General features: G+C 69.5%; 29 protein-coding genes and 2 pseudogenes. 13 read left to right on the forward strand and 18 right to left on the reverse strand.

What is annotated here, in order from left to right; genetic code table 11:
* Positions 1-224: 224 nt before the first annotated feature.
* Complete coding sequence (locus BCD48_RS23055; RefSeq protein ID WP_071050472.1) at positions 225-881, reverse strand: response regulator; 657 nt, start codon at positions 879-881, stop codon at positions 225-227.
* Positions 878-2,020, reverse strand: a complete 1,143-nt coding sequence (locus BCD48_RS23060; RefSeq protein WP_071050473.1) for a sensor histidine kinase — start codon at positions 2,018-2,020, stop codon at positions 878-880. Before BCD48_RS23060 ends, BCD48_RS23055 begins: the two co-directional genes overlap by 4 nt.
* Before the next feature lie 133 nt (positions 2,021-2,153).
* Here BCD48_RS23060 and BCD48_RS23065 point away from each other — a divergent pair, with 133 nt between their 5' ends.
* Positions 2,154-2,414, forward strand: coding sequence for an ATP-binding cassette domain-containing protein (locus BCD48_RS23065; protein WP_071050474.1), 261 nt, complete (start codon positions 2,154-2,156; stop codon positions 2,412-2,414).
* A 74-nt stretch (positions 2,415-2,488) separates the two neighbouring features.
* Here the strand turns inward: BCD48_RS23065 and BCD48_RS23070 are convergent, their stop codons facing one another.
* Complete coding sequence (locus BCD48_RS23070; protein WP_071050475.1) at positions 2,489-2,734, reverse strand: hypothetical protein; 246 nt, start codon at positions 2,732-2,734, stop codon at positions 2,489-2,491.
* A 318-nt stretch (positions 2,735-3,052) separates the two neighbouring features.
* Here BCD48_RS23070 and BCD48_RS23075 point away from each other — a divergent pair, with 318 nt between their 5' ends.
* Both BCD48_RS23075 and BCD48_RS23080 read left to right on the forward strand, forming a co-directional pair.
* Positions 3,053-3,661, forward strand: coding sequence for an ArsR/SmtB family transcription factor (locus BCD48_RS23075; protein WP_071050476.1), 609 nt, complete (start codon positions 3,053-3,055; stop codon positions 3,659-3,661).
* Positions 3,662-3,705: 44 nt separating this feature from the next.
* Positions 3,706-4,269: a dihydrofolate reductase family protein gene (locus tag BCD48_RS23080; RefSeq protein ID WP_071050477.1), complete on the forward strand. Its 564-nt coding sequence runs from the start codon at positions 3,706-3,708 to the stop codon at positions 4,267-4,269.
* Positions 4,270-4,383: 114 nt separating this feature from the next.
* Here the strand turns inward: BCD48_RS23080 and BCD48_RS23085 are convergent, their stop codons facing one another.
* Positions 4,384-5,049, reverse strand: a complete 666-nt coding sequence (locus BCD48_RS23085; protein WP_071050478.1) for a DUF4097 family beta strand repeat-containing protein — start codon at positions 5,047-5,049, stop codon at positions 4,384-4,386.
* A gap of 237 nt (positions 5,050-5,286) precedes the next feature.
* On the opposite strand from BCD48_RS23085, the gene BCD48_RS56805 reads away from it, so the two are divergent.
* Positions 5,287-6,042: a helix-turn-helix domain-containing protein gene (locus BCD48_RS56805; RefSeq protein WP_071050502.1), complete on the forward strand. Its 756-nt coding sequence runs from the start codon at positions 5,287-5,289 to the stop codon at positions 6,040-6,042.
* Positions 6,043-6,088: 46 nt separating this feature from the next.
* Here BCD48_RS56805 and BCD48_RS51500 read toward each other — a convergent pair whose 3' ends face one another.
* A complete protein-coding gene (locus BCD48_RS51500) occupies positions 6,089-6,301 on the reverse strand; it encodes a Uma2 family endonuclease (RefSeq protein ID WP_157910555.1) in 213 nt (70 codons plus the stop codon).
* 332 nt (positions 6,302-6,633) lie between these two features.
* Complete coding sequence (locus tag BCD48_RS23100) at positions 6,634-7,563, reverse strand: NADP-dependent oxidoreductase (protein WP_116271630.1); 930 nt, start codon at positions 7,561-7,563, stop codon at positions 6,634-6,636.
* 75 nt (positions 7,564-7,638) lie between these two features.
* On the opposite strand from BCD48_RS23100, the gene BCD48_RS23105 reads away from it, so the two are divergent.
* Both BCD48_RS23105 and BCD48_RS56810 read left to right on the forward strand, forming a co-directional pair.
* Complete coding sequence (locus tag BCD48_RS23105) at positions 7,639-8,226, forward strand: TetR/AcrR family transcriptional regulator (RefSeq protein WP_241841934.1); 588 nt, start codon at positions 7,639-7,641, stop codon at positions 8,224-8,226.
* Between the two features lie 506 nt (positions 8,227-8,732).
* Positions 8,733-9,074: pseudogene (locus tag BCD48_RS56810) on the forward strand (NUDIX hydrolase); the annotation flags it as partial.
* Between the two features lie 273 nt (positions 9,075-9,347).
* Here the strand turns inward: BCD48_RS56810 and BCD48_RS56815 are convergent.
* Complete coding sequence (locus tag BCD48_RS56815) at positions 9,348-9,605, reverse strand: abortive infection family protein (RefSeq protein ID WP_071050482.1); 258 nt, start codon at positions 9,603-9,605, stop codon at positions 9,348-9,350.
* On the opposite strand from BCD48_RS56815, the gene BCD48_RS56820 reads away from it, so the two are divergent.
* Together BCD48_RS56820 and BCD48_RS23125 are read left to right on the forward strand one after the other, a co-directional pair.
* On the forward strand, positions 9,573-9,878 hold the full coding sequence (locus BCD48_RS56820; protein ID WP_071050483.1) for a Tn3 family transposase: 306 nt from the start codon (positions 9,573-9,575) through the stop codon (positions 9,876-9,878). The genes BCD48_RS56815 and BCD48_RS56820 overlap by 33 nt on opposite strands.
* Before the next feature lie 184 nt (positions 9,879-10,062).
* Positions 10,063-10,941, forward strand: a complete 879-nt coding sequence (locus BCD48_RS23125; protein WP_071050484.1) for a class I SAM-dependent methyltransferase — start codon at positions 10,063-10,065, stop codon at positions 10,939-10,941.
* Positions 10,942-11,323: 382 nt separating this feature from the next.
* On the opposite strand, the gene BCD48_RS23130 is transcribed toward BCD48_RS23125, so the two are convergent.
* Positions 11,324-11,719, reverse strand: coding sequence for a hypothetical protein (locus BCD48_RS23130; protein WP_131804097.1), 396 nt, complete (start codon positions 11,717-11,719; stop codon positions 11,324-11,326).
* Positions 11,720-11,914: 195 nt separating this feature from the next.
* Positions 11,915-12,757 (reverse strand): helix-turn-helix transcriptional regulator, encoded by an 843-nt coding sequence (locus tag BCD48_RS23135; RefSeq protein WP_071050486.1) that lies wholly within the window; start codon positions 12,755-12,757, stop codon positions 11,915-11,917.
* Between the two features lie 264 nt (positions 12,758-13,021).
* Here BCD48_RS23135 and BCD48_RS23140 point away from each other — a divergent pair, with 264 nt between their 5' ends.
* The gene (locus BCD48_RS23140) at positions 13,022-14,044 is read left to right on the forward strand and encodes an aldo/keto reductase (RefSeq protein ID WP_071050487.1); all 1,023 of its coding nucleotides are present in this window, start codon (positions 13,022-13,024) and stop codon (positions 14,042-14,044) included.
* A 47-nt stretch (positions 14,045-14,091) separates the two neighbouring features.
* Here the strand turns inward: BCD48_RS23140 and BCD48_RS23145 are convergent, their stop codons facing one another.
* Together BCD48_RS23145 and BCD48_RS52450 are read right to left on the reverse strand one after the other, a co-directional pair.
* Complete coding sequence (locus BCD48_RS23145; protein WP_071050488.1) at positions 14,092-14,838, reverse strand: VOC family protein; 747 nt, start codon at positions 14,836-14,838, stop codon at positions 14,092-14,094.
* A gap of 90 nt (positions 14,839-14,928) precedes the next feature.
* Positions 14,929-15,336: a site-specific integrase gene (locus BCD48_RS52450; RefSeq protein ID WP_198543357.1), complete on the reverse strand. Its 408-nt coding sequence runs from the start codon at positions 15,334-15,336 to the stop codon at positions 14,929-14,931.
* Positions 15,337-15,647: 311 nt separating this feature from the next.
* Between BCD48_RS52450 and BCD48_RS23155 the strand changes: the two genes are divergently transcribed.
* Positions 15,648-16,385 carry an alpha/beta hydrolase gene (locus BCD48_RS23155; protein ID WP_071050490.1) on the forward strand — a complete coding sequence of 246 codons (738 nt, stop codon included), beginning with the start codon at positions 15,648-15,650 and terminating at the stop codon, positions 16,383-16,385.
* A gap of 535 nt (positions 16,386-16,920) precedes the next feature.
* Positions 16,921-17,157, forward strand: coding sequence for a hypothetical protein (locus BCD48_RS55870; RefSeq protein ID WP_312624367.1), 237 nt, complete (start codon positions 16,921-16,923; stop codon positions 17,155-17,157).
* Positions 17,158-17,357: 200 nt separating this feature from the next.
* On the opposite strand, the gene BCD48_RS23165 is transcribed toward BCD48_RS55870, so the two are convergent.
* The 3 genes from BCD48_RS23165 to BCD48_RS23175 all read right to left on the reverse strand — a co-directional run bounded on the left by BCD48_RS23165 (position 17,358) and on the right by BCD48_RS23175 (position 19,531).
* Positions 17,358-17,867, reverse strand: a complete 510-nt coding sequence (locus BCD48_RS23165; RefSeq protein ID WP_071050491.1) for a GNAT family N-acetyltransferase — start codon at positions 17,865-17,867, stop codon at positions 17,358-17,360.
* Complete coding sequence (locus tag BCD48_RS23170) at positions 17,864-18,355, reverse strand: hypothetical protein (RefSeq protein WP_071050492.1); 492 nt, start codon at positions 18,353-18,355, stop codon at positions 17,864-17,866. The genes BCD48_RS23165 and BCD48_RS23170 overlap by 4 nt, the downstream gene beginning before the upstream one ends.
* Positions 18,356-18,736: 381 nt before the next feature.
* Positions 18,737-19,531, reverse strand: coding sequence for a class I SAM-dependent methyltransferase (locus BCD48_RS23175; RefSeq protein ID WP_071050493.1), 795 nt, complete (start codon positions 19,529-19,531; stop codon positions 18,737-18,739).
* Between the two features lie 258 nt (positions 19,532-19,789).
* Between BCD48_RS23175 and BCD48_RS56825 the strand changes: the two are divergent.
* Both BCD48_RS56825 and BCD48_RS56830 read left to right on the forward strand, forming a co-directional pair.
* Positions 19,790-20,236 (forward strand): annotated as a pseudogene (locus BCD48_RS56825) (class I SAM-dependent methyltransferase); the annotation flags it as partial.
* A gap of 15 nt (positions 20,237-20,251) precedes the next feature.
* Positions 20,252-20,578 (forward strand): hypothetical protein, encoded by a 327-nt coding sequence (locus BCD48_RS56830; RefSeq protein ID WP_397428806.1) that lies wholly within the window; start codon positions 20,252-20,254, stop codon positions 20,576-20,578.
* 605 nt (positions 20,579-21,183) lie between these two features.
* Here BCD48_RS56830 and BCD48_RS23185 read toward each other — a convergent pair.
* From BCD48_RS23185 to tnpC, 4 genes are read right to left on the reverse strand one after another with little or no spacing between them, the layout of a single operon-like run.
* Entirely contained in the window at positions 21,184-21,699 is a 516-nt protein-coding gene (locus tag BCD48_RS23185; protein WP_198543358.1) for a hypothetical protein, read from the reverse strand.
* Between the two features lie 11 nt (positions 21,700-21,710).
* Positions 21,711-22,286, reverse strand: a complete 576-nt coding sequence (locus tag BCD48_RS23190) for a hypothetical protein (protein WP_071050495.1) — start codon at positions 22,284-22,286, stop codon at positions 21,711-21,713.
* Positions 22,283-22,915: a recombinase family protein gene (locus BCD48_RS23195; protein ID WP_071050496.1), complete on the reverse strand. Its 633-nt coding sequence runs from the start codon at positions 22,913-22,915 to the stop codon at positions 22,283-22,285. The genes BCD48_RS23190 and BCD48_RS23195 overlap by 4 nt, the downstream gene beginning before the upstream one ends.
* A 28-nt stretch (positions 22,916-22,943) precedes the next feature.
* Positions 22,944-24,536: an IS66 family transposase gene (gene tnpC / locus BCD48_RS23200; protein WP_071047798.1), complete on the reverse strand. Its 1,593-nt coding sequence runs from the start codon at positions 24,534-24,536 to the stop codon at positions 22,944-22,946.
* Between the last annotated feature and the right edge of the window lie 112 nt (positions 24,537-24,648).

Genomic DNA, 24,648 nt, shown 5'->3' on the forward strand with positions numbered 1-24,648 from the left:
AGGATCGGTACGTCCACGATCGCTGAGCCCGGCGGCGGGCACACCGGCCCGGAGGCCGGAGTTCGCCTGGCCGATGAGATGGTCTCTCTCTCGTGCTTTCGGCTGATCCGCCGCTGCCGCGCTGTCCCTACACTGGACAGAAGGTGACGAAGGCGCTGCGCTCGTTGTGGGCCTCGGTCGCCCCCGGCCGGGACCAGTCGTCGTGCATGTACGTCAGGTTCGGTTCAGTGCCCCACCCGGCCGGTGTCGTAGGCCCACATCGCGATCTCGACCCTGTTCCGGGCGCCGATCTTGGTCAGCAGGCTCGCGACGTGGGTCTTGGCGGTCGTCAAGCTGATGAACAGCTCGGCGGCGATCTCCGCGTTCGTGCGGCCGACAGCGACCAGTTTCAGCACCTCCTCCTCGCGTTGGGTGAGCGGCTCGATAGGTTGGGTACGGCGTTTCGATGAGGCCCCCGCGGCAAGGGTCGCTAGCAGCCTGCGGGTGATGTTCGGCGCGATCAGGGCATCGCCGACGGCGGCGGCATGGACAGCCTGCACCAGCAACTCTGGCCCGGCATCCTTGAGGAGAAATCCTCGGGCTCCGGCCCGAAGCGCGCCGTGGACGTACTCGTCCAGGTCGAACGTCGTGATCACCACCACCGCGATGGGGTCCGCTACGCCCCGCCCTGCGAGGAGCTCGGTCACCTCGATGCCGTCCAGCCCGGGCATCCGAATGTCGACCAGGCACACGTCGGGGCGGAGCCGATGCGCCAGCTCGACGGCGGCCTTGCCGTCGGCGGCTTGGCCGACGACCTCGATGTCGGGCTGGGCGTCAAGGATCATCGACAGGCCGGTGCGCACCAGATCCTGGTCGTCTGCCACCAGCACGCGCGTCGTCATAGGGGCAACTCCATCGGCAGCTCGGCGTCGACCGCCCACCCGCCCTCGGGCGTCGGCCCAGCGCGTAGCGTGCCGCCGAGCAGCTGCACGCGCTCGGTCATCCCCAGCAGCCCGAAACCGTGGGTCGCTGGCCGCGCCGGGTCGATCTGGCCGTCGTCGGTCACGCGGAGCCGCAGCCTTCCTGCGCCCTCGACGACCCTGATCTCCACACGCGAGGCGTTTCGGGCGTGCCGCAGCGCGTTGGTCAGCGCCTCCTGCGCCATCCGGTACACGGCGGCGTCGACCTGGGGCCGAAGTCCGGCCAGATCACCCGCCAACTCCACGTCGACGACGGGGTCCGGTTCGCGGCGGGCGAGGAACACCAGGTCGGCGACGCCGGGCTGGGGACCGTACTCCGCCGGCGCTCCGTCACGCAGCACCCGGACCATCGCTCGCATCTCCGCCAGCGTCCGCGACGCTTCCCCCTCGATGATCGCAAGCGCCTCGAGCGCCGCTTCAGGTCGCTTCGCGGCCATCGTCATGCCAGCCTGCGCTTGCAGAGTGATCGCCGAGACGTGGTGGGCGACCGAGTCGTGCAGCTCGCGCGCGAGGCCGACGCGCTCCTGGCTGCGGACCTGGTCGAGCGCCCGGCGCCGACTCTCGGCGCGGTAGCGGAACGCCGCTCCGCCCGCTGCCGCCGCCGCCAGGACCGCCAACCCGCCGAAGAGCTCGGCTGGCCCGGTGTAGTCGGTCGCAAAGCTGAACACCGCGGCGACCGCAACCACCAGCAGCCCAATCACGATCTGACGCCCTGTGCCCCAGCGGACCAGCGAATAGACGAGCACCAGGATGTAGATCATCGTGTTTAGGCCCACGCCTGGGGTCCCGCCCAGCCAGCTCGCCAGTCCTAACGCCATCCCGGTGCCGAAGCCCACCACGACGCAGACCAACGGGTGAGCACGCCGCCATAGCAGCACCGGCGCAAGTCCGACCGTCACGATCGTCACGACCGGCCCCCAGGTGACGTCCTCTCGGAGGGTTCCTTCGAGCAACGCCGCCACCATCACCACGCCGACCAGCACCCGGTCGAGCCACACCCGTTCGGGCGTGTCCGCGGCGCGGGGCTCGTCCCAGAGCGAGCGCAGGCCGGTAGTGAACACACACCCAGCCTAGAGACAGCCCAGGCGTCGGAGACCCACCGAAAGAACGAGACGCCGCTCCCCCCAATGGCAGAGGCGGGTCCGGCCTCGACGCCGATGTGCCGGAAGGCCGGCCGCGGCGAGGCTTCCGGTCATGATCACTGTTGACCACCTGACCAAGAGCTATCGCGGCATGACCGCGGTCAACGACGTCTCGTTCACCGCCCGACCGGGCCGCGTGACTGGCTTCCTCGGCCCCAACGGGGCCGGCAAGTCGACAACCATGCGGATCATGGTCGGCCTGAGCCCGGCCACCTCCGGCCACGTGGAGGTCCTCGGCGCCCGGTACGCCGACCTGCCAAACCCGGGCCTCGCCACCTTGGCGGACTCGACCTCGGGCCGTCAAAAATTTTGACAGCAACACCGGTTTTCGTTCCGTTCCTACCGGGACCCCGGATAGCCGGGGCCGTCCGGTGAGGTTGGGGGCGCTCAGTCGTCGGCGGGCCTGGGGCCGCGTATGCCTGTCGGACTCGCCCCCACCCGGTGCCGGTGATCGCTTGGGAAGAGGTTGCAGTCGCACGGCGTCGCCTGGTCGGTGTCCAGCCGGCGGTCGTCAGCCGAGAACTCGATCTCGTTCTCGGCTGGGTCGAGAGAGACGAGCAGCGTGTCGGTGACTGGCTGCCAGGGCCCGTAGGTACCACCCGTAGGCCTACGCTGGATGATCCGATAGAGCACAAGGCAATTCTTCCGCTACCCGGCGGGCGGGCAAGACCGCGACCCACCGCTTGGGGCCCGCTTCTCCCGTGCGCCAGGCCACCGAGGCGCTCTCCAGCCTGCCCCACCAGGTGTAGCTCGGCATCACCGCAGGTCAGCCATATCCGCCCGATTTTTCTCCGATGCTACGGCGACCCCGTCCTCAGGGATGGTGAGGGTGCCAGCCTCCGTCTCACGGACCGCCCAGCGGCATGCCACCCTCCATCGCGATCTCCATCGCTCACCTTAGACAAGTGTTACTTCCTTGACAAGATTTATTGTCAACGGCACGATGAAGGCATGCTGGATGTGGCGGTGATCGAGGACGCGCTCGCGGCGGAGGCGTCGCTGGACCCGATACGGGCGCGGCTGCTGGCCGCGCTGGCCGAACCGGGGTCTGCCACGACGCTGGCCGCGAGGACCGGGCTGACCAGGCAGAAGGTGAACTACCACCTGCGCACGCTGGAGCAGCACGGGCTGGTCGAGCTGGTCGAGGAGCGGCGCAGGGGCAACTTCACCGAGCGGGTCCTGCGGGCGACCGCCGGCTCATACGTCATCTCACCCAACGCGCTGGCCGACGTCGCTCCCGACCCGGACCGCGCCCGGGACCAGACGTCGGCCCGGCGGATGCTCGCCCTGGCGGCCCGGCTCATTCGGGAGGTGGGCGAGCTGCTCGGCGGCGCCACGGTGGCCCGCAAGCGGCTCGCGACCTTCGCGGTCGACAGCGAGATCCGCTTCGCCACCGCCGCCGACCGGGCCGCGTTCGCGGCGGAACTGTCTGACGCCGTCACCGCGCTGGTCGGTAAATACCACGATCAGGCAGCAGCCGGCGGACGTCCCCACCGCCTGATGATCGCCCTGCATCCCAGCTTGAAATCCCCGAACGCGACGAACAGCTCGGCCCCGTGACGACCGCTGACCGCTCTAACCGCTAACCATCAGAGGAGAACCAGATGCGCACGCTGATCGTGACCGCCTTCGTGTCGGTCGACGGTGTCATGGAGGCACCGGGCGGGGAGTCCGGCTACCGGAACACCGGCTGGACCTTCAAGGACATCGACTTCGACCCCGCCGCCTACGAGATCAAGGGCCGCGAGCAGGAGGAGGCGACGGCGCTGCTGCTGGGACGGACCAGCTATGAGGTGTTCGCCCCCGTCTGGCCGACGATGGCCGAGTTCGCGGGCTACAACGCCATGCCGCGCTACGTCGTGTCCACCACCCTCGCCGAGGCCGACCCGCGCTGGCCGGCGACGATCCTGCGGTCCCTCGACGACGTGGCCGCAGTGAAGGAGACCGACGGCGGCCCGATCGCGGTGCACGGCAGCGCGGCCCTGGGCCAGAGCCTCGCCGACGCCGGGCTTGTCGACCGCTACCACCTGCTCGTCTTCCCCGTGCTGCTCGGCGCCGGGAAGCGGCTGTTCAGCGAGACCGACAAGGACAAGACCATGCTGAAACTCGTCGAGTTCGAGGCCTACCCCAACGGCGTCCAGAAGCAGGTTCTCGACGTCGTGCGCTAAGCCCCCGGTTCGGCGGCCGCCGCGCCTCCGGCGGGACGGACGGCCGCGTCGTCGGCGACGACCGACAGGATCTCGATCACGGTGGGCCCGGCCAGATAGGCGTGGTTCTCCTCCTTAGTGGCTGCGGGCGGTGATGTCGCCGTGGGAGGTGGTGGCGCGGATGTCGAGTTCGGCGGTGCCGTCGTTCTTGAGGGCGTTGCTGATGCGGCCGTAGCCGGTGCCGGCGTCCAGGGCGGCCGAGACACCGGCGGCGGCGACGACCGAGATGTCGCCGGACTGGGTGCGCAGCACGACCGTGCCGCGCACAGCCTCGGTGATCCGGATGTCGCCCCTTGCGGTGCTGATGTCCGCGGGGCCGCCCAGCCGGCCGACCTCGACGTCGCCGTCGATCGCGGTGAGGCGGACGCTCGCGGCCTCGTCGATCTTGATCTGGCGGTACGCGCCTTCGAAGACGACATCGCCAAGGCGTCCGACGCCGCGGAGCTCGGAGCTGGCGGCCTTGGCCTCGATGCGGGAGCCGGCGGGCAGCTGGACGGTGACCTCCAGGGATCCGGAGGCGCCGAGGAGCTGGTTCCTGGGCTCGGGGGTGTGGATCCGCAGGACGCCGTCGGCGTAGGCGACGGTGGTCTGCTCGGCGGTCTGGACGTCGCGGCTCTTGGAGGGGCTGGCGGGCAGTACCTCGACCGTGGTGTCGGCGCGGTCGGCGGCGATGAACTGGATGCGTCCGGCGGGGATGTCCAGGATGGCCGAGATCGGGGCGGGGGTGTCGAACTTCTGCATCGTGCTCTCCTGTGCTCGCTCGTTGTTTCTGACACCGGAAACGCTACGTTGCTTTCCATGATCAGGCAACACGCTCGTTGCATGGAATCTGCATCTCTGCAGGTCAAGTCCATAGAGCTGTTGCAACGACCTCCCCATTAACGCAACGATGGCTCTTCCGAGCATTGCAATGGACGACGAGTGAACGCTATGGTGGGGGAGCAGGGACCATCACGAAGGATCACCAAGGAGATCGCGATGCCGGGAGGCAGGCTCACCCAGCGGGAACGCCAGCAGATCGCGCTGGGACTGGCCGACAGCCTCGCCTACGCCGAGATCGCCCGACGCCTCGACCGTCCGACCTCGACGATCACGCGTGAGGTGATGCGCAACGGCGGCGCCACCGCCTACCGCGCCGACCTGGCCCACCGCGCCACCGAACGCCGCGCTCACCGGCGCGGGCCCGCCTCCTCCCGAGGGCCGGAGTCAGCCCCCCAGCCACACGGACGCGACGCCGAGGCCGTGGCCGAGTACGAGGAGACGCTCACCACCGTCCTCATGGCTTCGGGCCTACCCAAGATGACGGCCCGGGTGCTGACCTGCCTGTTCACCGCCGACGCGGGCAGCCTCACCGCGTCCCAACTCGCCCAGCGCCTCCGGGTCAGCCCGGCGTCCATCTCCAAGGCGATCGCCTTCCTGGAGAGCCAGAGCCTCGTCCGCCGAGAACGCGACGAACGCCGCCGTGACCGCTACATCGTCGACGACGAACTCTTCTACCAGGCGACGATCGCCAGCGCCCGATCCAACGACCAGCTCGTCGAGACCGCACGCCAAGGCGTCGCCATCCTCGGCCCCAACACCCCCGCCGCCATCCGCCTGGAGAACATCGCCCGCTTCCTCGACTTCATCAGCGAAAGCATCACCCGCGCCGCCGAACAGGCCCGTGAGGTCCTCCACACCAAACCCGAAACAACCTCGGACGACACCGCCCAACCAAGTCGAGACCACGGGTAGACAGCCGTCTCGATCGTCGGCGCCGGTCGGCTTGGACCGCTCCTCGTCAGATGCCGTGCAGGTCGGCGAGGCGAATCGTGACGGGAAACGGCTCGGTGACAGCCAGCGTGCCGTCCGGGCCGACGATCTGATCGTCCTGATAGCCACTGCCAGCCGGGTCGAGGCGCAGCACGGTGACAGCCGGGCCCGTTCGCGGCGACGGGTCGACGATCCAGTACGACGCCAACCCGAGTCGGGCGTAGACGGCGCGCTTGACCATCCGGTCCATCGTTCGGAGCTGGTCGCGCGCTTGAAGGAGCTCGGGGCGACGCCCGCCGACGTGGGCCAGGGCGACGTCCCATGGACGGTCCTGGCCGACCCGGCGGGTAACGAGTTCTGCGTCCTCGCCCCGAGGCCTGACGCGGAGCCGCCCCCGCCTGCGTGCCGCCCTGACCAACGCCATCGACTACCTCTACGCCGAGTGGGGCGGCAAGGCGGTCGGCTACGTCGGCTACGGCATCTTCGGCGCGGTCATGGCGGTGCAGAAGCTGCGCGCTGCCTCCAAGGCCGCTGCCTGAACGGCCGGAGGTCGACGGCGACGCGTGCGCGTGGCTACAGCCTGATCACGATCTTGCCGTGGGCGTGGCGCCCGGCCTGCAGCGCGACGGCGTCGCGGATCTGCTCGATCGGGAAGGTCGCGGCGATGGGCACGGCGATCCTGCCGGCGAGGATCGCGTCGGTGATCCGCTCCAGGTTGGCCGGTCCGGCTTCGCTGCCCCCGGTCGCGCGCACGCCGCCGGGAGGGTTCGGGCCCGCGGCGATCGTGGAGATCCGCTCAGGCGGTATGCCCAGCGCGAGCGCGGTCTCGGCCGTCTCGGTACCGAACAGGTCCGTAGCCGCGGTCACGCCATCGGGAGCCAGCGTCCGCACCCGGTCCGCGAGCCCCGGGCCGTACGCCACAGGCTCGGCGCCCAACTGCCGCAGGAACTCGAACGTGCGCTCCGAGGCGGTCCCGATCACTCGGGCGCCAGCGAGTTTCGCGAGCTGCACGGCGAACACGCCCACGCCGCCGGCGGCACCGCCGACCAGGATGGTGTCACCGGCCCGCAGGCCGATCGCCTCCAGAGCGGCGGCGGCGGTCAGGCCGGCCACCGGAATCGTGGCCGCCACCTCGTCGCCGATGCCGTCCGGCGTGTGAAAAAGCACGTCGGGTGCCGGAGCTGGAATCTTCACTACCAGGAAGTCGGCGGCGGCTTTCGCCATCGCGCCGCCATAGACGCGATCACCCGCGGCGAAACCGTCGGCGCCGGCTCCGACCTCGTCGATGACGCCGGCGAAGTCGTACCCGAACCCGGCCGGCACGGTGACGCCGAATGCGGCCGCCGCCGCGGGGGTCGAGGAGATGACCCAGTCCATCGGGTTCAGGCTGGCGGCTGTCACGCGGACGCGCACCTCGCCCGGGCCGGCGTGCGGCTGCGAGACGTCTCGCAGCTCCAGTACCTCCGGACCTCCAAACGTCTGATAGACGATGGCTCGGCTCATGGGCGGGCCTCCCGATGGACAGACGGACGCGTGATGGAACTTGGTCCCATCACTGTACACAGGTGACGGGACCGAGTGCCGTACCCTGTTCTCGTGGCCCGCTGGCAACCCAACGCATCGGAGCGACTCGTCGCCGCCGCACTCGAACTGTTCGAGGACCGGGGCTATGAGCACACGACGGTGGTCGAGATCGCGGAGCGCGCGGGGCTGACGAAGAGCACCTTCTTCCGGCACTTCCAGGACAAGCGGGAAGTCCTCTTCGGTGGGGACACGATGACCGGGCTGCTCGTCGGGGGGATCGCCGCGGCGCCGGCGACCGCCACGCCGTTTGAAGCGGTGGCTCATGCTCTGGACGCGGTCGGGCGGGAGGCCTTCACACCCGCTCGCCGCGAATTCAGCGCCCGCAGGCGGGCAGTGATCGCCACCAACCCGGAACTGCAGGAACGCGAGGCGCTGAAGGGCCTCGGTCTCACCGCATCGATGACCGACGCGCTCAGGCGGCGCGACGTTCCCGACCTGACCTCGTGCGTGGCCGCGGAACTGGGCGCACTCGCCCTGAAAATCGCCTATGAGCGCTGGAGCGACACGACCAACGGCGACGACTTCAGTGAAGTCGCGCGGCAAACCCTCCGCGATGTGCACGCAGCCAGCGCCTTGTGCTGACGGGGCCGGAGCCGGCGCAACGAGTCATGATCTTTCTGGCGCCAGCCGACCTTGAACACGAGATTCCTGCCGGCGGCGCCCCACGTGGGCGCCCTCACGCGCACTCGCCGCCTGGTCGACCGCTTTCCCATGGGCTGTCTCCGGGCGTGCCGGGCATTGACTTGCAAGGCCAGCTTGGCCCACCTCTTGCGGTCCTCGGAAGCGTATCGGTCGTCCTGCGCGTGGAAAACCGCGGCCGTCCTGATGTGCTCCAGGTCCTGGCCGTGATGGTCGGGGCGTTGGGCCCATGCCCGAACCTCGTCGAAGGTCCAGGTGCTGAGGTCGCGGGGTGACTCGCCCGGCGGGGAGACGCTGTCCATGGAGCCGAGCGTGCCTCATGGCCTCCAGGCGGCGGATCCGCTCCGTGGCCGCTTCCAAGCGACGCAGCAGCGAGGCGTCCGATACTCGTCCGCGTGAGCGATGCGAATCTGGTCCCCCTCGCCGCGGACGAGAACGGGAACCTCCTGGTGGCGTTCCACGAGGTCGGCGAGAATGCCGACCTCCGTGACGCTCCGCTGCCCGCCTCGTTGGTCGCGCTCTGGACCGATGACGGCCGCCTCCTGCTGGTGTTCGACCGTCATCGGCAGCGCTGGGAGTTGCCAGGAGGGAGGATCGACCCAGATGAAACAGCGCGGCAGGCGGCGGTACGGGAGCTACACGAGGAATCCGGCTACCAGGTCGAGCGGCTCCTTTTCGCCGGCTTCGCCCGGTTCATTCTGGGCCCCGAGCAGCGTACCGAGTACGCGGCGGTGTACGCCGGACGCGCCGCCTCGGGCACCCCTTTCACCCCTAACGACGAGATAGCCGCGATCACCTGGTGGGACGGTACCGCGCCGCTCACGGGGCGCGTGCAGCCTCTTGATGTGTGTTTGGGACGGCTGGCACGGGCGGCCGTGCTGCGCCAATCCCGCGTTCCTCCGGCGCCTGACCGGAGGATCCTGTACCGAGCAGCCCGCCCGCATCGTCCCGGTGCGCGAACTCGAGATGCACCCTGGCCTGGTCGTCGATGTCGCCGATGTCGCCCGCGCAGAGAGTGGAGGGCGACATCGACGACCGGACGCCGGGCCCAGGCGGTATGGCTGTCACGGGCGTCGGCGGACCCGGTGGAGCGGTTCAGCCACACGCGTCAAGTCCTGGAGGCCGAGGGCCTGCTGGGCCTGGCGGATGAGCGCGGGGACGTCGGCCTTCTCGTCGACGAGGAGACCGCGCTCGGTCAGGACGACCTTCGCGGTGCTCTCGATGAGTTCCTTCGCGCTGCCGATCGCGAGCGCCGGGTCGTCGATGACAGGTCGTTGGATCCGGTCGAGGTGCTCGCGGATCGCGGAGGGGAGTTCAGCCATGGCAAGGACGGCCAGCTCACCGGAGCAGACCGCGAATCCGTGGAGATCTCCGTGCTCGCGTTGCACCTGCCGCAGGCCGCCGTCGCCTACGTCAACACCGTCCTTGACCAACGCGTCCTGACCGACCCGGCCTGGACGGCGAGGCTCACCGACGCCGACCAGCGCGGCCTGTCCGCCCTGTTCTGGACCCACGTCAACCTCTACGGCCGCTTCCAGCTGGACATGACCAGCCACCTCGACGCGCTACGACCGTTGACGGAGGAGGTGTCGTGAGCCAGGAGCAGGAGCTGACCCAGCACGCGGCTGGCCTAGCGACGTTCCTCGTTGAAGAGAAGCCGCGGCGGCAGGTTGGGGCGGATGTGCCGGAAAATCCAGTTGCGACCGGGTACGGAATTGCCTGTACTGCGTGAGGTGGGCCTGCCGCCGTGCTGGCTGGGTGTGTGACAGGGGATGGGTGATGTCGCCAGGGACGGATGAGTCGGTCGCGCGGGTGCGGGAGGTCTTTGACGCCTTCGGCGAGGAATGGGAGCGGCTGCACAAGGATGTCGCCGGACGGGTTTCCTTCGAGATCCACCGCCGTTTCCTCGATGAGCATCTGACGTCCGCTCCACGGGTGCTGGAGATTGGCGCCGGTCCCGGGATCTTCACCCAGTACCTGGCACGGCGCGGCGCCCAGCTCACCGTCACCGACATCTCCTCTGTGCAGCTGGTGGACAACCAGCGGCGGATCACTGAGGCCGAGCTGGGCGGCGTGGTGGAGGACTTCCGGGTCGCGGATGTGCGGGATCTGTCCTGGTGTGCCGATGGCTCGTTCGACCTTGCGGTGGCCTACGGCGGCCCGCTGTCCTACGTCTTCGAGGACGCGCCGGCCGCGCTGCGGGAACTGCTTCGGGTCACCCGCCCGGGCGGCACGGTAGTCGCGTCGGTGATGTCCACCCTGGGCGCTTACCGGCACCTCATGCCCGGCGTGGTGGACATCATCATGGACTACGGCGACGACGCCAACGACGTGGTCCTGAGTACTGGAGACCTGCGGCCCGTTCAGCCCGCCGGCCATGTCTGCACCATGTACCGCTCCGAGCAGATCCCCGGCCTGGTCGCGCAGGCCGGAGGCCTGCTGATCGGGATGTCGGCATCAAACTGGTCCTCGCTCGGCGACATCGGGGCCCTGGCCCGGTTGGAGGCCGACCCGGCGCACTGGGCGCGGTTCCTGGACAACGAGACATGGGCGTGCCGTCAGTCAGGCTGCCTCAACGGCGGTACGCATCTGATCTTCGCCGCCCGCCGCCACCACTCCGACACCAGCGATATTCCGCCGCCAACCCCGACCGTGTGACTGCGTCGGTCACGACGCAACAGCCGCCTCACCCGATCCGGGCAGCACCAAATGGCTGCAGGCGGTACATCGAGATCGAGGGAGAGGCCACCAAGAGGGTCGCAGCCGTTTTCGGATAACGGGCCATCGTCTGGTACCTCAATACACACAAGGCGTTCACCGCGGTGACACGGACCCGAGTCCCGGCCCCAGCTGCCTGTGACATGGGAAGGAAGGCAGATGGGAGAAGTACCCTCGGGGATCGACGCCTACAGGAGTTCCAGCACAGCACTGGTGCTCGATGATTCCGTCCAACCAGTTCGCGCAGGAGGTCTCCGTCGGCCGCCGGCCGGGGCACTGGCCAAGGAACATACCCAGCTACATCAGCTACTGACGCTGGCGTTCACAGATGGCGCCCGGCGTGCCGTGCGGCCCGAGCGACAATGCCGGCGGGGAGAATTTCCAGGACGCCGGAGGCCCCGTTTTCCTGCCCGACGTAGAGGACGTTGTCGCGCTGGGTGTGCGGACCCCACCCAGCGCCGGCATGGACAGCGACGGCTTGCCCAGGACCGACTCGTGCCCACCAGAACCAGGCGTCGAAGGCATAGCCGCTCGCGTCGTCCCGGACAATCGCCTTCGTTCCCCGCGCTGCGTACTGATAGACCTGTAGCACGTGCACGAGCGCCGCGCCTGGGGTGGCGGCGACTCGTCCGCGCACGAAGTAGAGATGGGCCGCCGCCGCTGCATCGCCCCGCTCGCGACGACGACGGAACCAGCCAAAAAGTCCCGACATGCCCATGAGCCTAACCATATCGCCTGTAGGTGTTCACCGGGGGTAACCGGCCAGGCTGGTGGATTTTTCCTTGACTTCGGGATTGACTGGAGTTAGCCGACGGCATTTCGGCTTTGTTTGTTTGTGAGCCGGGTGGGTGAGCGGGCCGCGGGGCGCAGGCGGTATCGCTGCCGCGGACGCCGGCGGACCCGACGGAGCGGTTCAGCCACGGGTCAGATCCTGGAGACCGACCACGCGCAGCAGTTCCAGCCGCTCGTAGGAGCTGCTGCCGGGACGGGCGGTGTAGACGACCAGCCGCTGGTCGTGCTCCGGGTTCAGCAGTACCTCGCAGTCCAGCTCCAGCAGGCCGACGACCGGGTGCAGGAAGCGTTTGGTGTCGGCTCGGCGGACGGCGACGTGGTGGGTGTCCCACAGCGCCGAGAACTCCTCGCTGTGGGCGCGGAGCCGACGTACGAGCCCTGCCAGCCGCGCGTCGTCCGGGCGGCGGGCGGAGGCGGCACGCAGGTCCGCCACTGCCGCGCGGGCGGCATGGTCGCGGTCCTCGGCCGGGAAGAGCTCCCGCGCGGAGGGGTCCGTGAAGTAGCACCAGACGACGTTGCGTTCCGCGTCGGGGCGGGCGGACGCGTCACCGTGGAGTGCCGTGGCCATCGCGTTCTGCGCGAGGATGTCGCCGCGGTCGCTCACCACCCGGGCGGGCGTGTCGGTCAGCCGGTCGAGGACGAGAAGCAGGCCGGGGCGGACATGCTCCGAGGTCGGCCGGCTGCGCGGAGGCTCCTCGCCGGCCAGATAGAAGAGGTGGTCCCGCTCGTCGCCGGTCAGCCGCAGCGCGCGGGCGACGGCTGCGAGCATCTGGCGGGACGGGCGTGAGCCCCTGGCCTGCTCGAGGCGCGTGTAGTGGTCGGTGGACATGCCCGCCAGCTGCGCCACCTCCTCGCGGCGCAGTCCCGGGGTGCGGCGTCGCGCGCCCTGCGACAGCCCGACGTCGGCAGGGGCAAGCCGGGTACGGCAGTGGCGCAGGAAGTCGGCCAGTTCGGTTCTGTCCACCCCTCCACCATGCCCGGGATGCCAGACGCAGCCAGGGACGGCCCGTCCCCGGATAAGGACGTCTCTCCCGACGGCGCCCGCACCGCCGCACGCTGGAATCCGGCTCGGCGGACCGGCGGCGCCCCGTCGGCGCGACGGGACGAGCACCGGAGAGGTGTCGCGTGCCACCTGCGGCACCTGCGCGACAGCCACATCCGCCCGCCGCTGACTTGTCGGCGTTGCTGGCTATTTGGATATCTCTTTGCGGAGAAGGGCAGATTTCGCATGCAGTACCGCACGCTCGGCCGGACCGGGATCAAGGTCAGCCCCTACGCGCTCGGCGCCTTGATGTTCGCCACGTCCGTCGGCAACCCCGACCCCGACGACTCGGCCCGCATCATCCACAAGGCGCTGGACGCGGGAATCAACCTCATCGACACCGCCGACGCCTACGGCGACTCCGAAGAGGTCGTCGGCAAGGCACTCCAGGGACGACGGGACAACGTCGTCCTCGCGACCAAGGTGAGCCGCCCGACAGGTGACGACCCCAACCAGCAGGGCGCCTCGCGGCGCTGGATCGTGACCGCGGTCGAGAACTCGCTGCGCCGGCTGCGGACCGACCACATCGACCTCTACCAGATACATCGGCCGGACCCGGCCACGGACATCGAGGAGACGCTCTCCGCGCTCACCGACCTGATCCACAGCGGGAAGGTCCGTACGATCGGGACGTCCGCGATGCCGGCGTCCGACATCATCGAAGCCCAGTGGGTCGCCGAGCGGCGCGGTCTGGAACGGTTCCGCACAGAGCAGCCGCCGTACTCGCTACTCAACCGCGGCATCGAACGCGAGGCGCTGCCAGTCGCTCAGCGCTATGGGATGGGAACGCTGGTGTGGGGCCCGCTCGGGCAGGGACTGCTCACGGGGCGCGTCCGCAAGGGCCAGCAGAACGAGCTGCGCCGCGCCGGCTACTTCAGGCACCTCAACGACGAACGTCGTCTCGACGCCGTCGAGCGGTTCATCTCCCTGGCCGAGCAGGCGGGCCTGCCGCTGACCCATCTCGCCATGGCGTTCGCGATCGCCCATCCCGGCGTGACCAGCGCGCTCGCCGGGGTGCGCACGATGAGCCACCTCGACGACCTTCTCGCCGGCATCGACGTGGCACTCACCGACGACATCCTCGACCGGATCGACGAGATCGTCCCGCCGGGCACCGACGTCGGCACCCTCGACCAGGCATACCTACCGCCAGCGCTCCAGCAGGCAGGCCTGCGCCGTCGACCCGTCAGCGACCGCACCGCCGCCTGACGCATCCCGCCACCGACCGCGGAACCGCCGACTGGTCAGCGAGGCGGCTACATGTCAGGCCGCGGGGCGAGGACGCAGAACTCGTTGCCCGCCGGGTCGGCCAGGACCGTCCATGGGACGTCGCCCTGGCCTACATTGGCGAGCGTCGCGCCGAGGGCCTTCAGTCGGGCCACCTCCGCCTCCTGATCGTCGCCGGGGTACGGCAGCAGGTCGAGATGGACGCGGCCCTTCGCGGTCTGGGCATCGGGCGTGCGGAGAAACTCCAGATACGGGCCGACGCCCCTGGCGGAGCGCAGGCGCGCGTGATCGTCGGTCACCTCGTGCAGGGTCCAGTCCATCGCCTCACCCCAGAACCGGGCCATGGCGCGCGGATCCGCGCAGTCGACGACCACCGCGGCGATCGGCCCGGTGTCCCGGTAGATCTCCCGAGGCTCCAGCACGCAGAACAGATTGCCCTCCGGGTCGGCCAGGACCGTCCACGGGACGACGCCCTGGCCCACGTCGGCGGGCGTCGCCCCGAGCTCCTTCAGGCGCGCGACCAGCTCCGTCTGATGGGCCGCGGAGGTGGTGGCGAGATCGATGTGCACGCGGTACTTCACCGTTTCGGGGTCCGGGACGGCGACGACATCGACGCAGACCGCGGCGGGGTCCGGCCACGCGAAGCCCACGGGTTCAACGTTGGTCACACCGGGTCCCTCGCTGGAAACGCCCCAGCCGAGCGCCTCCGCCCAGAACCCGCCGAGCGCCGAGTGATCCCGAGCCTTGAAATTCACCTGAACAAGTCGCAGTGCCATGCCGCCAATCCTGTGCCAACGGATGACCAGGATGAACCACGCACCTTCCGCTCACCCGGCGGTCATGGGCGGGTGGATCTCCGGCTCGAGTCATGTGACGGAGGTCATGCTGTCGCCAGGCGGTTGGGTCAGCCGGAACGTGAAGTAGTTGACCTGCCAGCCGTCCTTGATCAGATCCCGTTGAGCCACGATCTCCGTAGTGAATAGGCCGAATGTCGCAGCCCAGGCATGCGGATCCGGACGGCCACCTTGCTGCCACCGCTCCCGGCGTCGGGTGCACAGGCCTCGGCCGGACGTCCCTAACCGGCGGGTCGCCACCGCGCACCCGGTCAGCCGGCAGCGACCTCTCAGCGGTGGCCCCGGATCGGCGAGGAACACCTCCCGCTCGGTGAGGTAGTCGGCATAGAGCCGCATCAGTTCTGCGCTGGCCGGGACGGTTCGGGAGATCCCCATCTTGGCCTGGGCCCGATTGACGTTGGACCGCGGCAGGACGGTCACAGTCCGCTCAGCGATCCCCCGGCTCCACCGGGGCGGGGCCTGGTCGTTGCCGAGCACAGTCCATGACTCGACCTGCGAAATCGGGCTGGCGGAGCGCGGCGAGTGGCTCCGTGGTGTCCGGCCGCGGGGCCTCCGCAAAAACCTGTTGGCGGATCACGGCGACCACTGCTAGTTTTCCGGAGGCCGTGCGAGAGGACGAGGAGGTGGTACCCGTGAACGCAGTATCGACATGGGTGCTCCCCTCCGGGGTCACGGTCGGACGATAGGTCGTCCGGGAGCGCCGTTCACGAGCACTCCCGGAAGGCACGACCATGCGATTCACTTCTGAAAAGCGCCTCGACGACGGTGTTCTCGAGCGCGAATTCGCCCTCGGCGACATCCCCGGCATCCTGTGGACGCCCGGATCCGCATCCGCGTCCGCACCTGCCCCGCTGATCCTGGTCGGCCACCCCGGCGGATTGCACAGGATGTACCCCCGACTGGTGGAGCGGGCCCGGCACTCCGCGGCGGAGGGCTTCGCCGCGGCCACCATCGAGCTCCCCGGGAGCGGTGACCGGCCCCGTTCCGCCGCGGCCGAGCAGGCCCGCGCCGACCTGCGCCGGGCGCTGGCGGCCGGCGAGCCGGTCGACGACGAGATCGTCGACCGGCTCGTCCTGCCGCTGGTCGAAAAGGCGGTCCCGGAATGGCGGGCCGCCCTGGACGCCGTCCTTTCGCTGCCCGAGATCGGCGGCCCGGTCGGGTACTCGGGAGGGGTGATCGCCATCGGCGTCCGGCTGGCGGTGGTCGAGCCGCGCATCTCGGCCGCCCTTCTGTTCGCCGGGAGTTTCGTGCCCCGCACCATGTTCGAGGAGGCCCGGCAGGTCACCATTCCGCTGCACGTCCTCCTGCAGTGGGACGACGAGGGAAACGACCGGCAGATGGCCCTGGACCTGTTCGACGCCCTCGGCTCCAAGGAGAAGACGCTGCACGCCAATATGGGCGGGCACACCGGCGTCCCGCAGTTCGAGGGGGACAACGGGAGCCGGTTCTTCGCCCGGCACCTGAAGTGAGGCCCGGCCGTCAGGCCGGCGGCAGACGATAGGAGCTGTCGGCCAGGATGCCGCTCATCGAGGACAGGTCCCGGCCCTCCTCGATGAGCGGCGGCCACCAGATGCACGACCGCCCCGACCGGCCGGACTTGCCGTCGCTCTGACACCACTCGGGGCCGGCGTCCTGACCATCCGGCGCTGGGCCACGACGGGGCCACTCGGACGCGACGGCCTCTCGGTGGTCACGGGAATCCTCGGCTTCTTCGTCATGCTCGACGCCTGGTCCTGCCCTCCCCGAACGGCGCCACGCTGTCCGCCGCCGCCAGCGCATACGGGGCCGCACCGGTCGCCGGTTGCCTGCGCAACGCCGCGGCCGTCGGCGACCTGCTCGCCCACAACGTCGCCGCTGGCCGCTCCGTCGCGGTGATCGCGGCCGGGGAACGCTGGCCGGACCCGTCGGGAACCGCGCACGCCGGCCCGCTGCGCCCAGCCGTCGAGGACCTCCTCGGCGCCGGCGCGGTCATCGCCCGAGGCCGGCGACCTCACCCGGACCCAGTTGTCCCCGGAAGCCCGCGCCGCCCGGGCGGCGTTCGACGCGGCAGCACCCGTCCTGCACGACGAACTGCGCGGCTCCGTCTCCGGGCGGGAACTGCTGGAACTCGGCTGGGACGACGACATCGAGGCCGCCGCCCAACTCGACGCCGACACCGCCGTGCCCCTCCTGCACGACGGCGCCTTCACCGCCGTCGCCGGGTCCGCCCTCCAGACCCGTTCCAGGGAGCAGATCTGGTGAAACGTCCGCGCAGAACCCGCGTCGCAGAGCTGGTTCAGCAAGACGGCGCACCACGGACTGTCTCAGCGAATCCGCGCTGCCCAACTCAAGGCCCTTGATCGCGAAGCAGGTTCGGTGAGACGGCACACCGGTGTCGACAGACGACCGTTTGCCGACAAGATCCCCGGTGGGTCATCGTGGCCCTTCAGGACGTCCGATACTTAACCGCGTGAGCGATTGCGATCCGGCCGCCTCGCCGCGACGGACGACGATTCTTCGCGGGGTCGGGCGGAGCTCATTCTGGTCTTGATGTTGTTCTGGCCGTGCCGAGCGACGTCGTGGAAGCCGAGCCGCCGGTAGAGGGCGTGCGCTTGCTGGTTGACGGCCAGGACGTCGAGGGTGACGGGGTGGCCGCGGCGAGCGGCCTCGTCGAGGAGGCTCTGGATGAGGCGGCTGCCGATGCCCTGCCCCTGGTAGCCGGGGTGGATCTCGATCCGGCCCAGGTAGGTCTCGGTCGGCCGGCGTTCGACGCTGATCGAGCCGGCGTCGTGGCCGTCCACCGTGATGATCTGGGTCCGCGCCGGGTCGAAGGTCCGCTCGTGGTGGGCGCGTTGGAGGGCGTCGTCCCAGCCCCAGATCTGCTCGACGTACCTGCCCATCGCGTCGCGGTGCAGCGCGAAGCAGAACTCGCTGTCACCGGATGTCGCTGGCCGTAGCCCAACCTCGGTCATGCGACCCGTTCCATCGAGCTACGAGCGTTCGCGACCAGGGCGGACGCCCCGTCTACGTACCCCGACGATGCATACCTCCAGGCGTCGGTGTACTCGACGCAGTGCTTCCCCAGCCGGTCTTCTGTCGCTGTCAACAGGCACTGGTGCAGGTAGTCGTGCCGGCTATCGAGGATCAGGCCGGCGGCTATCAGCCCGAGGACGAACGCGACCGTCCATCGCTTGACGGCGCCCCGGTTGTGGACCAACCAGGCCAGCACGAGCGCGGCCAGGGGTGCGCCGGCCACTATGACGGCGGCGCGGATCAGGGCCCGATCGCCGGAAAGGATGGCGGCTCGGGTCGGCAATTCGTCGGATGGAGGAAAATTGCTGGCCATGAGCATCGCGTCGAACAGGTATATGGCCGTCCCGAGGATCCCCCCGACGCCCAGCAGCAGCCGCAGGAAGAAGGTCACATCGAACCCGTCCTGCGCCGAAGTCTGATCGGTCACGCTGTCGATCCTCGCTCAGCGCCGCGGCACGCGCGGTCGAACCCCGGCGGGCCGCACCCACGGCCTTCCCTCGTCGCCTCAATCCCGGACCACGCCGAACCCGGCGGCGGCCAGCGCATGCCGGTAGCGCTGCTACTCACCATGACGGTCGAGAACAGGGCCGTCGGCCCAGCGCACCAGGAACGCGGCGTGGTTCTGTGGGCTTCCGCGACGAACCCGATGTGCCGTGATTCCTTTGGTGCGCTCGGACCCGCTGCGCAGGCCGCTGAAGCTGCCCATGATCCATTGGCCTGTCTTATTGGATCTGGTCCGGAGAGCATGATCTTTCGCGTCACCTCGTCGAAGGTGCTCGCTCTGGCTGAGATCCGTGGCGTCGTTTGGCTATGCCCTGATTGCAATCAGCGCCCGGACCGTGACAGCTTCGACGAGGTCGGCGTCGGGGAGTTCCTGCAGGGCGTCGGTAAGGGCGCATTCGAAGGCAGGCTGCTGGTCGCCGAGGAGATGGCGCAGGGGAAACGACGTCGAGTAGAGGTAGCCGATGATCCGTTCGATGGTCCAGTGCCGGGAGAACTCATAGGTAAGGCGTTCGACATGCCGGAACGCGGAGCGGGCTAGGACCGGCTCGGCGCCTTCGGCGGCCTGCGTGGGCGTGGTGTTCGCGGGCTGGCGGTCAGGCCCGAGGAAGCGCTGCCGCACCATGTCGACCGTGCGCTGCCAGGGAGTGCTCGCCTGGACCAGGCAGGAGTCACCGACGATCACAATGCCGCCGTCGTCTGTGACCATGCCGGCAAGAGCGGCGAGGACCTGGTCCCGGTTCATCCAGTGGAACGACCGGCCCATCGTCACCAGCCGGAACCGCCCGAACATTCCCGGCAGGTCGTCGGAACGGCCCAGCGTCCATGTCACGTTGGCGACCTCGGCCGCCCTGGCCTGCGCCGCTGCCTCACGCAGCATCTCTGCCTCCGGGTCAACGCCGACTGCCTCGGCGACGTGACGGGCGAGCGGGAGGGTCAGCTGTCCAGTGCCGCAGCCGAGGTCGAGGAGCCGGCCGGTGCCGTCGAGACGGAAGCGCCGCACCACGTCATCGATGAATGCCGAAGGATAGTCGGGTCGAAATCGCGCGTAGTACCAGGCTGTCGCGGCGAACAGCTCCCGCGCGTCACCATCTCGGTTCATGATCAATTGATCTGTCTCCTCGGGCTGGTCTGGGATTCGTGATCTTTCCAACCTCGCCGGTCGGGTCTGCCATGGCGTGAGCTGCGATGCCTCAGATAGGCCGGTAGGGCTGAAGGTCTTGATCTGTCATTGGATCTGCGGCAGGTCGCGGTGGCAATGGTCGCGAAGCGGAAAGCTGCGGTCGCGGCGGGCAGGCAAAACTGATCGCCAGGCGGGGGCGGGCTTTTCATACTGGGCAGGGTGGAGATCGATAGCCGGATGACGGCCCAGTATGAGCGGGTTGACGAGGACGACCGTCTGTGGCGGCCGGGCCTGGGCGACCTGGTCCGGCTGCGGACCTGGGACATCTTCACGCGGTTCCTGCCCGGGCACGGCCGCGTCGTGGACGTCGGTGGCGGTCCGGGGACCCACGCCGCGCACCTCGCCGGGCGCGGCCATGACGTTCTCCTTGTTGACCCGGTTGCCCGCCATGTCGAGATGGCGCAGGCCCGATCCCGGGCGCAACCGCACGCGCCGTTTCGAGCCGAGCTGGGTGAGGCCCGTCGTCTTCCGGTGCCCGATCAGACGGCCGATGCCGTTCTGCTGATGGGCCCGCTCTATCACCTTGTCCAGCGGGATGACCGGGTCGCGGCGCTGCGCGAGGCGGCCCGGGTCCTTCAGCCGGGCGGTGATGTTCTGGTCGAGGTCATCGCCCGGCACGCCTGGGTCCTCGACGCGACGTTGAAGGGCCTGCTGGGAAGCCGCGAGATCTGGGACAACTTTGACCGCAACCTGCGTGTCGGCCTCAGCCAGGACCCGGACCGGCCCGCCGATGGCAGCTTCTGGGCCTACTTTCACCACCCTGAGGAACTGCGCGCGGAGCTCGACCTCGCCGGCTATCGAGACATCCGCCTCGTCGCGGTCGAGGGTTTCGCCTGGCTGTTGGGAGACCTGGCGCAGCGGATGACCGACCCCGCCGATCTGCTCAGGGCCGTCCGCCTGACCGAAACCGAACCGTCGATGCTCGGAACGAGCGCGCATGTCATCGGCGTCGCCCGCAAGCCGTAGGGCTATCGCCTGACCATCCAGCGCGCCGGGATGGCTCAGATAGCAATGCCGTTCAGGGTTTGCGGAAAAATAACCCGTAGCTTCCGGGTTCGCCTGTCTTGGCGAGGTATGGCCTGCATGGAGGAGTTCGGCGGGTGCTCGGGGCGAAGTTCCCGCATCTGGATGAGCGGCAGCGCCGGCTGGTGATGGCGGCTGAGGCGCGGGCGCTGGGGCATGGGGGGATCCGATTCCCCAGGCCTGAGGAACATCGGAACGAAACCGTCCGATCCACCTGAGCAAGCGCCGCAGACCAGTTCCACTCAGGTTGACACGCGCTGCGCATGGCCCACGGGAGCTGCCACAGCCGCACCGTGCCGTCGGCGCTGGCCAGAGTGCGCCCATCCGGGAGAACTCGACCGCGGAGTCGGGGCTTGAGCAGCAACCGAACGGTCAGTGGCGATAGCGGCTGCAGGGCGGCCTAACGGCCCGGTCGCTGGCGGTAGGTGTGGAACCCGGCCTCGTGCAGGGGCTCGAGAACGTCGTCGGCGGTCTGGCCTGCTTGGAGTGCCGTTGACGAACGTGTCACCGGCCGCTATGGCGCCTCCCGTCTTCGTTGACCTGTGGATTCAGGCGGTGGTCCCGGTGTGTTCGTCAACAGCGAGACCCGGTCGCGGCGAGGCCAGCTGGTCAGCGCATCGCGCACGGACTGTCTTGCGCAGTTCTTCTACGGTGGCGCCCCAGCCGCCCTGCCACTCGTCGTCGAGGCCGTAGAGCTGCCCGAGCGGAAGATCGAGGATCTCGGACGCGTAGTCGCAGGTGAGGACGACTGCCTCGACCTGCTGTGCGACCGCACGCTCGTCCAACCGTCCGGCCAGGCAGTCCGCGGCGAGGTTCTGAAAGACCGTCGCCGCTGCTTCAACCGTTCCTGGGAGGGGGTCCGCGCCCAACTCGGCGAGGACCGCGGGCAGCAGGTCGCGGATGTCCCAGACGTCGCGGCTGTTCAGCGCAGCCATCTCGCGAAGCGCCTCGCCGTCCTGGCCGTCGGCCAGCCACTGCGCCGCCCACCACGGGGTACGCGCGGAAACCGAACCCGAGTGCGAACCAGGCGGCGACATCGCCTGGAGACGGCACAGGGGTTCCATGGGTCCCTTCCTCACTCATCGTCCGGCTCCGGGCTGGCGTCCAGCTCGCGGAGGGCGTCGGAGTAGTACCGGCGGCGTTCGGCGATGAGCACGGTGACATCGTCGTCGGTCGCCTCCGGGATCTCCTGCAGGCGCTGCAGCAAGTTGTGCCGCTGGTCGTGGCCGGAGCCGGCAACGTGGGCGACCGTGCGGGCCGTCCCTCCCCCGGCGAGCAGCAGCCGGTGGGGCAGGCCGCACCAGGTGTCGAAGCTGGCGGTGATCGCCAGCCACAGACGCCAGACATCGTCGGACCGGCGGTGCTCGGTGAGTAGGAGCGCGGCGACTTCGATGCTGTGGCTGAAGCCCCAGCAGTGGCGGTGGAACCGTGTCTCCTGGTCCAGCAGGAAGCAGGCGAAGTCGTGGTCGACTGGTCCTGGGGCGAGGATGAGGGCCTCCAGGACGTCGCTGCGGTCCTTCCACCACCGGTCCAGAGGCAGGCCAGCCTCGTCGTGGGCTGCCTCGAAGCACAGGAGGTCCCAGCGCTCGGGGTCCTCGGCCCACCAGGCGGGGCCGAGAGTGTCGTCGGCTTCGTCTTGGATGGCGGTCACACGCGGGTTTTCGGTTGGGCCGCCACAGCGGCGCGTTCGAGGACGCGGTACACCGTCGCCCGGCTGACGGAGAACAGCTCAGCGAGGTCGGCGATGGAATGCTCGCCGGTGGCGTGCTGCTCGATCAGGTGGGCCTGCTGCCGGGCCGTCAGCTTGGGCTGCTTGCCCTTCAGCTTGCCCTTCGCCCTGGCGACCGCCATTCCCTCCCGGGTCCGCAGACGCAAGAGGTCCACCTCGAACTCGGCGAAGGTGGCCAGGATGTTGAAGAACAGCTTGCCCATGGGGTCGGCCGGGTCGTAGAGGGTGCCGCCGAGGGAGAGCTTGACGCCGCGGGCCACGAGGGAGTCGCCGATGTCGCGGGCATCGGGCACCGAGCGGGCGAGGCGGTCGAGCTTGGGCACTACAAGGGTGTCGCCGGCGCGCACAGCTGCCAGGGCCTGGTCCAGGCCCGGCCGATTGCGGTGGGTGCCGGTCAGTCCGCGGTCGAGATAGAGCCGGTCCTCGGGGACGCCGAGGCCGATCAGGATCTCCCGCTGGGCGGTGAGGTCCTGGGTGTCGGTCGAGCAGCGGGCATAGCCGGTGAGGAGTCCGATCACAGCCGAGGAGTGTACGGATAGCCCCGTGTCCATTCACGGGGGTAACCGTGTTGATGTTGTTTCAGGCGGTGGCTGGGACTGGTAGCCAGGGGCTGCCGGTGAGGGCGGTGCGGATGGCCTCGAGGGCGCGGACACCGTGGTCTCTGGCAGAGACGAGGTAGGAGCGCACGCGGCAGTAGGCGGCCAGGGTCGTCTGGGTGTGCCAGTATCCCGAGACCGCCTGGTGGCGTTTCGGTCCTCTCAGTGCCTGCTCGGCGGGGTTGTTCGTCCAGGGGACGGCGAAGTTGGTCGTGAACAGCCAGACCTGTCCGGCCTTGTCGGCGAGTCTTCGGGCGAGCTTGAGGCCGGGGTGGTTGCCGTCGTGCCAGTCGCGGCAGCGGTTGGTGATCCGGCCCCACTCGACGTCCTTGTCGTACCGGGCGCGCAGGCTTTCGAGCAGGTCGGGGTCGAGCTGGTCGGCTTCCGCCGTGATCGCGGCGAGAACGGCGGCGTGCGCCTCACGCAGTGTGTCCTGGACGCGGCGGGCCCAGCGCTGCTCGTCGTGGTGCAGGTCCCAGACGCCCTGGAGATGTCTGACCATGTGGGCCAGGCACTGCTGGACGCCTTTGAGCTGGGCGTCGAACTGCGCCCAGCCGGAGTAGTCGTCGCGGACCAGGTAGCCGGTGAACCCGTCGAGCACGCCCAGGTCGTGAAGCGCCTTCGACGAGCGGGAGTGGACCGGGGCGTACCAGACCAGCCCCGGCCCGGGAGTGCGCACCGTCACCACGTGCGGGCTGCCCGCCAGGTCCACGCCGGCGGCGTCGGTGTCCTTGTGCCACAGGTTGACCGGGGACTCGTCCGCGCACAGCACCGGCTCGGCACCCAGCGCCGCCCTCATCGCCGCGTCGAACCCGACCGCGGCCAACCGCTCGGCGAGGCGGGCGTTCGCGCGGGCGACGAACCCCGACGACACCGCCACCCCGACCAGCCCGTCGACCAGCGCCGCGGCGCGCTCGACGGGCACGTTGCCCTCCGAGACCAGCAGCACCGCCGCGCCGTTGAGGTTCGGCCCGTAGGTCACACAGCCCGGCCGGGCGAACGGCACCCCGGCGGTCGTGACCTTCCCGCAGCAGCCGCAACGCCGCCGCGGCAGCACCCAGTGCACCCTTTCCAGCACCGCGGGCAGCACGTCCCAGACCTGCGCCCAGCCCGCGCCGACGTCCCGCCCGCCGGACAGGTCACCCTGACACGACGAGCACTGGTCCGGCTGGTCCGCCGTCTCGGTCCGGTCCGGCTGTTCGGCCGGGGCCAGCCGCGCACCGTCACGCCCCGACTGCCCACCCGGCTTCCGGTCCTTCGACCGGACCCGCTGCGAGGCCGCCCGCACCGCCTTCCGGCGCTCCTTCGCCGCCAACGGCTCCTTCGACGACGGGGTCGAGGAGTTCGAGCTGTCCATCCCGACCCGCCGCGCCAGCTCCGCGACCTGCAACTCCAGCCGCTCCCGCGCCGCGCGCTGCGCGGACAGCTCCACCTCGTGCCGCTCCGCCATGTCTGCGATCACCCGCCGCAACCGGCTGTTCGTCTCCGCCAGCCGCCGGTTCTCCTCCGCAAGCTCGCCGACCCGCTCTTCGGCAGCCGAAACCCGCGACTCCAACGACGCGGACGGGTCAGCCACAACCCCTGATCATCACCAGACCGCCGGCCCGATCAAGCAACAGCCCCGGCGTGTCACCCCAACACATCAACCCAGCTCAGCGGCCCAGACGCCCAGGCCCGTGAATGGACAC

Origin of the sequence: Pseudofrankia coriaricola, assembly GCF_001854805.1 — a bacterium.
Lineage (GTDB): Bacteria > Actinomycetota > Actinomycetes > Frankiales > Frankiaceae > Pseudofrankia.